9 protein-coding genes are annotated in these 10,630 nt (G+C 46.5%); 1 reads left to right on the plus strand and 8 read right to left on the minus strand.

Annotation, left to right across the window (positions count from 1 at the left end):
- Positions 1–49: 49 nt before the first annotated feature.
- The 3 genes from B5F17_RS09925 to B5F17_RS09935 form a co-directional block, all read right to left on the minus strand.
- Positions 50–1,018, minus strand: a complete 969-nt coding sequence (locus B5F17_RS09925; protein ID WP_087373490.1) for a tyrosine-type recombinase/integrase — start codon at positions 1,016–1,018, stop codon at positions 50–52.
- Positions 1,015–1,725 carry a tyrosine-type recombinase/integrase gene (locus B5F17_RS09930; protein WP_087373493.1) on the minus strand — a complete coding sequence of 237 codons (711 nt, stop codon included), beginning with the start codon at positions 1,723–1,725 and terminating at the stop codon, positions 1,015–1,017. The genes B5F17_RS09925 and B5F17_RS09930 overlap by 4 nt, the downstream gene beginning before the upstream one ends.
- A gap of 499 nt (positions 1,726–2,224) precedes the next feature.
- A complete protein-coding gene (locus B5F17_RS09935; RefSeq protein ID WP_087373495.1) occupies positions 2,225–2,446 on the minus strand; it encodes a type II toxin-antitoxin system RelB family anti-toxin in 222 nt (73 codons plus the stop codon).
- 101 nt (positions 2,447–2,547) lie between these two features.
- Between B5F17_RS09935 and B5F17_RS09940 the strand changes: the two genes are divergently transcribed.
- On the plus strand, positions 2,548–2,799 hold the full coding sequence (locus tag B5F17_RS09940) for a hypothetical protein (protein WP_087373497.1): 252 nt from the start codon (positions 2,548–2,550) through the stop codon (positions 2,797–2,799).
- 223 nt (positions 2,800–3,022) lie between these two features.
- Here the strand turns inward: B5F17_RS09940 and B5F17_RS09945 are convergent, their stop codons facing one another.
- The 5 genes from B5F17_RS09945 to B5F17_RS09965 all read right to left on the minus strand — a co-directional run bounded on the left by B5F17_RS09945 (position 3,023) and on the right by B5F17_RS09965 (position 10,249).
- Positions 3,023–4,495, minus strand: a complete 1,473-nt coding sequence (locus tag B5F17_RS09945) for an LlaJI family restriction endonuclease (protein WP_087373499.1) — start codon at positions 4,493–4,495, stop codon at positions 3,023–3,025.
- Positions 4,492–8,070 carry a DUF8426 domain-containing protein gene (locus tag B5F17_RS09950; RefSeq protein ID WP_087373501.1) on the minus strand — a complete coding sequence of 1,193 codons (3,579 nt, stop codon included), beginning with the start codon at positions 8,068–8,070 and terminating at the stop codon, positions 4,492–4,494. The genes B5F17_RS09945 and B5F17_RS09950 overlap by 4 nt, the downstream gene beginning before the upstream one ends.
- Positions 8,071–8,094: 24 nt before the next feature.
- A complete protein-coding gene (locus B5F17_RS09955) occupies positions 8,095–9,189 on the minus strand; it encodes a DNA cytosine methyltransferase (RefSeq protein WP_162608146.1) in 1,095 nt (364 codons plus the stop codon).
- Positions 9,190–9,227: 38 nt separating this feature from the next.
- A complete protein-coding gene (locus tag B5F17_RS09960; protein WP_087373505.1) occupies positions 9,228–9,419 on the minus strand; it encodes a helix-turn-helix domain-containing protein in 192 nt (63 codons plus the stop codon).
- A 362-nt stretch (positions 9,420–9,781) separates the two neighbouring features.
- Positions 9,782–10,249, minus strand: a complete 468-nt coding sequence (locus tag B5F17_RS09965; protein WP_087373507.1) for a DUF6550 family protein — start codon at positions 10,247–10,249, stop codon at positions 9,782–9,784.
- Positions 10,250–10,630 lie beyond the last annotated feature (381 nt).

Raw genomic sequence — 10,630 nt, forward strand, 5'->3', positions numbered from 1 at the left:
TCATCTCCTTGTGACCCAAACATATACCACACCTTCCGCAGAATATCCATCAGAATTTCAAAAGATTATCCAGAATATTTGCCGCTTTCCTAAGATCTTCCGTGGATGCTTCATTGGGCTTGCTTTCGCTTTTGGCGGCAGTATGGGCCAGGTATGGTGCATAGTTCTGCCGCGTCATTGCGATCCTGAAGTGGCCCAGCATCTGAGAAACCTCTTTCGTGTCCATTCCGTTTTTCAGCGACAGGACGGCGCAGGTGTGCCGGAGATCCGCAAACCGGATGTGATCCAGCCCGGCCTCTTGGATGATCTCATTGTGCAGCCGGCGCACCATCTGGGGTGAGTAGGGCTTCTGGGTGGCCGGGTGCATGAACATGAGCGGACTTCTCGAGTGTTTGGCATGTTCCAAGCGCAGGAGCTTAACGACTTCCTCCGTTAGACTGACGGTTCTGGTATCATTTCCGTATTCCACCAGCTCCCGCCGTTCCACTGAGCGTTTCTCGGTGATAGTCAGCGTCCGCGCTTTTACATCCAGGTCGCTCCATTTTAGGGCAATCAGTTCGCCTTGCCGAAGTCCCACCGTCAGCGCCAGCAAGAACATGGGGAGGTGGCCCAACCGCTCCGCTGCGTCCAGATAGTCCTCCACTTCTGCGGGCGTCAGCACATTGGCGCTGACCTTCTTGGGCTTTGGGTGGTGAAATGCTCGGGCGGGGTTGTCCACTATCAGCCCATCTCGGATCGCCTGATCCAGACATTGCTGGAGCAGCCGGTGGATGTGCCGCATGGTATGCTCCCCCAGCCCTGGGTATTCAGGGCTTTCCGGACGGTGACCGCCAAAGCGTTTTCGCTCCTCCAGGAAATCTCCGACTTGCTCTACAGTCAATTCAGAGAGCTGGATCTCCCCAAGTCCGGGGAGAATGTGGTTCTTGAAGAGGTAGCCATGAGCTGCGTATGTGGTCGGACGGCTCTGGTTCTTGTCGTAGACCTCCTGCCAGCGGAGAATATAGTCTTTCAGCGTCATATCCCCACCTCCATGCACTGACGCTGCAGGTTCCGGAAGGCCACCCACGGAAGCCCTGCTTGTTTTAGAATCCGCTTGTGCAGATAGTAAAACTCGTGGAGCTGGTACGGCGCTCCGGTCTTGGGGTTGAGAAACACATGGCGGCCGGTTTCCGGTATCCGTTCCAGAAGATGCTCCGCCCTGCTGTTGAGGGTCAGCAGGCGCTGTCCCTTGAGTATGTACCGGCAGCGGACATGAAAATCGGCCCACGACAAGGTGATGAGTTCACATTGTCGCAGGCCGCTGGATAGTCCTGTGTAGATGAGAGGGAGTGCGCCCAGTTGTTCCGCTGCGTTCAGGTACCGCTGGAGCTGCCCCAGGCGCAAGGGAGCAGTTTTATACGCTTCTGCTTGTGGCTCCTGACAAAGCCGCACCGGGTTGTAGGGGATACGCTGGTCGCGGGCCGCTTCGTCCATGCAGCGCCGCAGGAGCAGATGGACGCACCAGACGCTTCTTGTGCTCAGTCCCTGGCTCCGCAGGCTATCATAGAAACTGGTGACGGTGCCTTCTGATAGCTCCGCCAGCCGGATATCCCCGATTCCGGGGAGGATGTGGCGGTAGATCAGGTTGCGGTATCCGCCCACAGTGCTGCCGCTCCATCTGACCTGATTCTCGTAAAACCAGCGGTCGCACCACCGGCCTACCGTGAGGTTAGTTTCTTTCTGCATATCGTCGCCTCCTTTTGGCAAACGAACAATACCACAGAAAGAGAGAAATAGCCACTACTTTATTGCCCCGTGTATGCCTTTGTTGTCTTTTGCGCGGCGGCATGGTAAAATGAGTTAACTTTACTGGCTGCTTGCAAAGAGTGCTTTATTCTTTGTTTATGCGGCGCAGTTTCTGCGTCTCTACTCTGAGGTGATTGGCCTGTCATCGCCCCTCAAATCTGGCGGAATATCTTTTAATACACAGAATTCAATCCCACACAAATCCCAAAAGACGAAAGGTTTTCTTGAAACAAGCAGGGCAAAAGAGTTCTAAAGAGGAACTGCCGAAGCAGAGGAAAGTGTCAAAGAGGACGGAAGAGTGTCGGCTGAAGGTTCCGACACACATTTGGGAGCAAGATGCCGGGAGTTCGAGTCTCCCCACTCGGACCATTATTGGTCAGGAAAACCGCCTATTCAGGCGGTTTTCCTTCTTTTTATCAAACTTTTTGATTGAAATGCTCTATTTTACATCATACGGCTTACTGTTGTTGGTCCGTCCGAGGATATAATCCGTGGATACCTTATAGTAGTCCGCCAATTTCAGAAGATGAATCACCGGAATCGTCTGGAATCCACGCTCGTAGCGGGAATACACCGTCTGGCTGATTCCTAAAATTTCTGCTACATCCTCCTGCCGCAGATCCCTGTCCTCCCGCAAATCTCTCAGTCGTTGAAAGAACATACCGCCCACCGCCTTTAGTACTGATTGATACTATTGACGATACCGCAGATTTTCATTAGAATGTTGATTGTAGAACTTATAAGTACTAAGGCGGTGGTTGTATGGAGCTGTATCAGGAAATTCTTTGTCATGTGTTGGCAAACGAAAAAGTTCCGGTTTCCTTCCCGGAACTCGTCAATACGGATGTAACAAAAATCGTGGAGATGGAGTGCTACAAGGCTTTGAGCAAAATCAAGGCCATCCTGGAGGACGACGCATTGGCAGACAGCGAATGCTTTCAGCAAATCGAGGAGATCGTCTGCACCTTTGAGGCGCTGGGTTCCGGTGGCGGCAGCCGGCATGATTTCGGTTGACCCCAAGGACGAGTAACCGCCCACTGAATATCTTCGGAATTCAGCGAGCGGTTATCTTTGTCTATAGCTTGTTAAAAACTGATACGCCTGAGTGATCAAAACTTTGCAGCGGCTATTTCCATAAACTCTCCGATTTGCTCAGCCGCATCTCTCTGTATATTAGAGATCTTATGGGGTGATATTTTTGCAGAAATGTCTTTTGCGGAATGCACCGCCATTCATTTTACAGATTCAGTGTACAAATATCCATTTTAGTATGGTCAATATAATGGCGGTACATGGTTTCTGCAGGCAAAAGGCGCACCTGAATATCCTGTAGCCCCAACTTGCTCAGCATAGCCAGGGATACAGCACCTTTTTCGATTATCTCCTTTGACGCAGTCGGCATAAGGAAGCAGTTCCGTACTGTGCTAATTTGATGGGCCTCCACAAAAGGTCTGAATGCCAACTGGTACAGATACTGCTTGGTAATGGATCCAATACCAGGCTGACCACGCAGCTTTTTGTTGTGTTTCAATTGGATGTTGTAGTACTTGGCATCAAAAATGATAAACTGATACTCTCCATCGATCTTCACGATGGAAATAAGATCTGGGATGAGAGTATCCTCGGCCTGCTTCACAAAGCACTCACCAGTTGGCGTTGTTCCGGACCACTGCGGTTTATCAATCAAATCAATAAGTTTCTTATGCCGCAAATCGCGATACTCCGCGGCCAACGGTACAGGAAGCCGCAAACCACCGATTGGCTTCTGTAGCTGGTTATCCATTACTTCTGCGCAAACTTTTTCCCATACCAGGTTGAAGCTGTTTGTGCCGAACATGCTGAAGCAATCGAGATCATCCAGTGCGCTGCTGTTGGCTATATAGGCATACAGCGTTTTCAGCAGAAGCTGCTTGCGTGTGTTGAACTGGACATTGAGTTCCTTGGCGATACGCTCCAGTACATACTCTTTATCCCCGAAGCCCTCAATGCTCTCATCGGATATATCGACACCCATAATATCGAATAAATCCAACAGGTCGGCATCTCTTAATTCCTTTGTACAACGCGTGAGGATACATTCGTGAAGACGCTTGAAAAAATCGAAATCGTCATTCACCCGCTTCATGGTTAGTAATTCCGGGTAATACGGACGATTGTTGCTAAGGAGAGTGAAAGTTTCGTTGATGGTTCTATCCCAGAGAATTTCACCAGTTCCGTTGGATTCGATAATATCCTGTGTGTTGGTATAAGCACCATACTCGAAATAATCCTGAAGGAGGAACAACATAACAGCCAGCATATTAAATGCGCTGCTGTCACTCGTATCGTTGTACATACGAATGATTTGTTCCTTGGAATTGTACTTTTCAAGAACTTTTAGCACTTGTTTCAGTTCCGCTTTGGGGGCCGTGGCATCGAGCAAATATTTTGGATAGCATTTCAGCACACGGCCCTCAATAGTAATAACCCCAACAAAAGTGAACACATACAGGTATTCGTTTTCACCGACTTCGACATCGGCAATTTCGATGTCCTCATCCAACAGATCGGTGAGATCCTTTTGTGTGTCATTTGCTTTTACAGCCTTCAGTACACCATATTCTTTCAGACGCTTCAGAATGCGAACAGTCTTTTCCTCGGAACAATGAAACTCTTTAACCAGGTCTTCCTGTGTATAGCGTTTTTGTTCTCGTAAAAATACCGAAATCATTCCCCATCATCCTCTGGACCATTATCAATAAATTGGCTGCTGATTCCTTCACAGAAGATATACACGCCCTTGGTATCAAATTCTCTGCAAATCTTGGAATACTGGTTCTTGGCCTTCTCATCACAGCCGCCGAACAATGTAATACGCTTCTGTTTTGCAGCATCATCGAACAGATACATAATGACCTTGTTCTTGAAAATGCGAGTAAACACTGTGGGGTCAATCATTTCGCTTTCCCGCAGATTTTTCTTGGAAATGAAATACGGCCCCATCAGCTTATCCTCATTGACCTTGTAAGTGAGAAGTTCATTGTTGATGGCTTTACGGAGTGCGTTCCATTCCACGATACGGCGATATTCTCCCTGTCCGAGGATGACCTTTTTGCCAACAATTCCGGCTTCGCTGTCATCGATACCCAGATAGGTGAAGTCCCATCTACGCTTGAATGCAGTATCCATCGGGAATACGCCCTGGTCAGCACTGTTCATAGTAGCCCAGATGAACATGTTATCCGGGATGCGAATTTCAGAGTAATCGTCTGGATTGCCGCCGAGCTCTCCCGCCAGATACCTTTTGATGTCCTCGGACGCCTGAATCGGATACTCACTGACCTCGTCATCACCACGGTCAAGCAGTTGGAACACATCACCGAACACAGCCGCGACATTGGCACGGTTGATCTCCTCGATTATCAACAGGAAGGGCTTGGATGCATCCGTTCTACTGTTCCTAAGCGATTTCACGTAGGTACGCATGAAGGGTCCTGGCACATAAGAATAGGTGATAGCATCCTTGCCGTCGCTATCCTTACAAGGCACAGGTTTATATGTGCCGACAAAATTAGCATAGGAATAGTCTGGGTGGAAGGTCACTCGCTCGTACTCGCCGCCATCCGCAAGCAGGGCATCCTTTTCATGGTTCAGAGTAAAACTCTTACCGGTGCCTGGTGCGCCAAAGAGAATACGGTTGCGAGGTTGATCACTGATCAGACCCGTATTGAAGCTGATTGGGCGAATTTGTTCTACAGGGGCTTCCTCTGGAACATCATTAGGAGTTTCATCGCGACCATGCAGAAGAGAATACAGGTAGCATATATTTTCGCTGTTTTTCAGTTCGTAGAAAGTAGTCAGCTTGCCTTCGCCCTCGACAGGAAGTGTTTTCCCTTTCTCAAATACTTTGAGCCAACGGACAGGCCGGCAGTGCCCATATTCTTTTGTTTCATCAAAGAAATAACCGCCAGTCACAAGGCCGATAGCAAGAACTTTTTGCCCTGCCATAGCAACTACATACGTAGTATCAGCTGCAGCTGAATAGAAACTATTAATTTCACCATATTTGCGCGAGGCCAGCCTGTTATCATAATTCCACTGGCTCTTTAACGCATCAGTAATTATTCCTTTGCTGTCAACATCCTCTTGGTAGGTAGCCGCGAGATCTCCCAGTTCATTCCAGCCAATGGCAACATAGTTATTCTGGCGCCATTCGTTAAAGTAGATTCCATTGTCACCTGTACCAATTCGATAGAATGTTTTCGGAGATCCTATGCTATCAAAGATGATTTTCGAAAAGACAATATTGGAGATTCCACACTCATTTACAAAAACATTGATCTGTCCCATACGGATAAACTGCGCATCAGAAGGAACAATGTTTAAATTACAGAGAATGTGCTTCTGCCATGCTTCATTGTAAAAGTTGGGCAGGATATGTGGGAACATCATGTGGTAATACTTCAAGAACCACATTTTTGTAATATACTGCGGAATAGCCGTATTCAACCCATTCAGTAAATCATTGTAATCGTTGACCGTTACAAGCATTTCATGGTTTGAAATAATATCAGCACCAGCTACCAGCGCATCACGGATTTGTTTGCCTATTTCAAGAGCTTCTTCTTGAGAAACGGAACGCTGACCACCTTCACCAAACGAGGTCTTCCAGGTTTCTTCGTTTCTGCTATAGAACAAATTGTATTTATATGCAGTTCCGCCAGCGATGCTACCGAACTGTGTATATTGGGCATCGAACTCTAATGCGTTGCAAAGACTACGATCATTTACACCGAGGAAAATATATCCCAACAGGTCTTCATCAGGGAAGGCACGTAATTTCTCCGGAGCATATAAACTTTGAAACTGCTGATACAGCTCATTTGCCTCTGTATCCACCTGAGCATACTTTTCAGCGGCAAGTCTGAACCAGGCGGTAGAAAGGTATTCAACATCATTGGAGGATACTCTTTCCATTAGAAAACGGCGGTACAAATCAAGACCAGCTGATAGGGAGCCATTGCCTCTTGCCTTATTAAATGCATCATATCCTTTGTCGGCTTTTATAGCAGCTTGGCTTCGATCAAAAGTGGCCACATCAGCAATCTCAAAAATTGAGGTATATGGAACAACTGCTTCTGGGAATGAGCCAGAAATGGCCTTAAGTGCACTTATGTACTGATTTCTTGTATTCTCAGAATAGGGTGCTCCGTTGGCTTTGGTTTGCGCCGTTAACCATTTCTTGAACATTCCTTCTTGATTGTCCGGTTCCTGCAATAAATGGGCAGGAGAGAAGTCGTGTGTCGATAAAAATGATTTTATTGGCGCATCATCTTCCTCAACTCCTAAAGCTGCCAGTATATCAGGCGATAGTCTTGCTGCATCATAATATTCCCCCCACTTTGGACCAGAAATGACATCACGCACTCCATCTTCACTGGGGGACTCATATAATTCTTCAAAACCGTCAAAGAATATATCCATATCTGCAATGACTTTAATGCAGTCGTACGCTACAGCGTAATTTCTTTGTGCAATGAGCAACCCGAATTTCGAGTCTCTCGTAAATAATCCGGTTTTCTCAAGGATATGAAAATTACGTTTGAAATTGGTCAGCCCCTCCAGGCTCATCTCTACATTATCACCGGCAGTGCAGTATTCTGAGAACACAGATGCAACTATTTCTACAGAAGGATTATAATTTTGGTTAATGCGGTCATCATTTACCATGCAGAAAATCGCTGTATATGGGATGGCAATATCACTGTATTTTTTCTTGTTTATTTCTACTTCTCCGACCACAATTTTGCATATCAAACGGAAAGGATTTATCCTAACTCCATTTTGAATTTCACGCATAGTATCCGCCTTGATGTTTCCTTGTACAGACTGACCACCATTCGCTGAAATGCCCGATCCTGCACCATTAGGATACTGAAACAGCGATAATTGCGCTCGGCAGAAAGCAGCTGCGTTGGGATTCTCGCAGCACAAAAATTTTTTTGCTGCATTTGAAACAACAATATACCATTTCCCGTTTCGCTGCTCCAAATGATAGATTCCCAGATAGGTACCATACGCCCCAAACTCATCGCGGAAATTGGACGAATCTCTTTGCGCTTGGGAGGCATTTCTACCGCTCATTGAGGAAAACTTTCCCATCAGCACATCACGGTTATACTCTTCACCATCAAGAGTATAAAAAATACGAGCAATTCGGACCAAATAGCCATACCAATCATCACGGGTACTCTCAATTTTATTGGTGAAAAACTTTTTCACGATCGGTTCTTTAGGTAGTGCCATGTTGCATACCTCCTGTACAAATCATCACTCTAAATACGATAACCCCAACCGATGAACCAACTCAGCATAATTAGGAGCATCAGCTTCGCCAAAACCGTAACGCAACAAATTAGAAGCGATAACGCCCGCAAAAAGCGGAGGAACTGCATTACCCACCTGTCTAATGGGATGACGACTCGTTCCTGTGAATTCCCAAAAATCTGGGAAGGTTTGAATCCGTGCAGACTCTCGCGGAGTCACCTCACGAGGAAGAAAGGGGTGTATATGGCCTTTTCCGCCGCCCTTATCAGAGCCCACTACGATTGTATAGCTTGGCTTATTAGGGTCTAAGCGGTTAATTCTTGTCTTGGAATCTCTTTCTCCATATCCCATATTTTTATATCTTTCAATAACAGCCGGACCATGAACTCGCCCAATATGATTGGCTATGACATTAGAAGGCGCGTCCGGCAAGCCTTTAAATGCAGTCGCCACAGTAACAGGAGGCAATAGTCCGGCAATGGGTGCATCCGGCTGTGTATAATGAGTTTCCACAGGAAGCGGAATAGCCTCATGACTGCGCACACCATAAATAATGACTCTCTGTCTATACTGTGGTACGCCATAAGCAGCCGTATTAAACAATGCGGAGGAAAGATTGTAACACTTTTTTCCGGATTCATCCGTTTCCAGAGCTGCCTTCAGCATCTCAAACACTCGCCCATCATCAACGGTGAGAATGCCTGCGACATTTTCAAAGATAAAGCTCTTGGGTTGAATCTCACGAATTACCCTAATGTAATCCCATAAAAGTGTTCCGCGAGGATCGTTGATGCCCTGACGCTTTCCAAATACAGAAAATGCCTGGCAAGGAGGGCCTCCGTAAACCAGATCAACCTGTTCTCTGGTGAGTCCCGCATCCTTCAAAATCTCCTCTGTTGGATATTCCTTAATATTACGTTGAGCAATTGTGGCTTCCTGTAAAAAAGTTCCGTGCTGTCTTGATTTGTTAAGCTCGAGCGTTTTGCAACTAAAGTCATCAATATCTGTACAAAGCCGGGTAACAAATCCTGCGGCTTCAATTCCAAGATCCAGCCCACCTGCACCAGAAAAAAGTGAAATTGCATAATGAGTATTCATATGGTCCTCCATATTGTTTTATATTATATAAAATGCTTTTAGTCCATCGCGCTCTTTCCGCTTTTTACCCATTCTTCCAGTTCGGAACGTTTAAACTTCCACTGCTTTCCGATTTTATGGGCAGGTACATTCTTATCTTTTATCCATTTTCGCAAAGTAACGGACTTAATATTAAGAAACAACGCTGCATCTTCAATGCTGATATAGTTCTCATTTATTAAATCGGACATATTGGCACACCTCGCTGTCATCTGTTTGCGCAAGTTTACTTTTGTATTATATCGAATGTTTGTGCCGTTTTCAACATTTTTGAATATCTTTCGTGTTCTTTCCGCTATTTATTAATATTTGCGATATTCGCATGTGCTCTAATATGTTTTTCAACAAGCATTCTTCATCTGCTAATTGCTAACTGTGATCTGCCATATATTTTGTCCGATGTTGTCGTTGTCGCTGCTGTTTTGTACATAGTCACTTTTCGTAATTAATATACTCTATCAGAAATAGTGTCCAATAAAATGTACTATAGGCATATTGCGTTTACACCCATTTCAAACTGGCTATTTTTTGTTTATGCGGCGCATTTTTTGCATCATCCCATAATGCCGATTTTGTTGCCGTTCTCGTACATATCCTCAGCGTATGTTACCTGGTTGGGACCTTGGCTCTCGAGCCAGCCGAAGCCGGGTACATAGACCATATTCTCCGAGCTGCTATCGGCGGCTTCCGGCTCCAGGGTTGGCTCTGGTTCGGGCGTGTTAGTTGGTTCCGTCGCTGGCGCATCCTGATTCCCTGCTGTGGGCTTTGGTGCGGAAACGGGTGGCTGCTCCACAGTTTCCTCCAAAACAGGCTCCGCTATCATTTCCTCAGCTGGCTCCAGTTCTGTTGTCAGGGATACCTCCAGTTCTTTCAGCTCCGTACGCGGCGTTTGTGGGGCCGCTACGGTGGGCATTGGGCTTGGTGCGGGTGTTTCCTTGACCCCCGCAGTTTGGGGCGACACAGCGGCCCACAGGGCAAGAGTGGCGGTAATGGCTGCGGCTATGGCAATTTGTTTTTTCATAGTCATCTCCTCCTTTGACACAAACAAATACCACACCTTCTGCAGAATAGCCAGCAGAATATCAAGAAATAATCCAGCGGTACATTACTGCTACCATCCGCGGGTTTATGCTCAAGTTTGAGAAACTCGGACTGCTGTGGCCTTCAAAATATGGAAATCGCATCAAGTATCAAATTATTAAATAAGCCGAAGAAGCGCCTTCCGAAACCCGTAGATTCCGGAAGGCGCTATTCTTTGATTATAGCGTGTTAAAAATTGATACGCCTGATTCATGTTGGAGCCGGGAGATCGCGACCATATTTTGTCGGGAGTATTTAACCAATTTTTGTCGGCGAACCCCAGAGCTAGTAGAATAAACAAAAAGAGAGACAACAACCCAGC

This window comes from Butyricicoccus pullicaecorum, from assembly GCF_002160355.1.
Classification (GTDB): Bacteria; Bacillota; Clostridia; order Oscillospirales; family Butyricicoccaceae; genus Butyricicoccus; species Butyricicoccus pullicaecorum.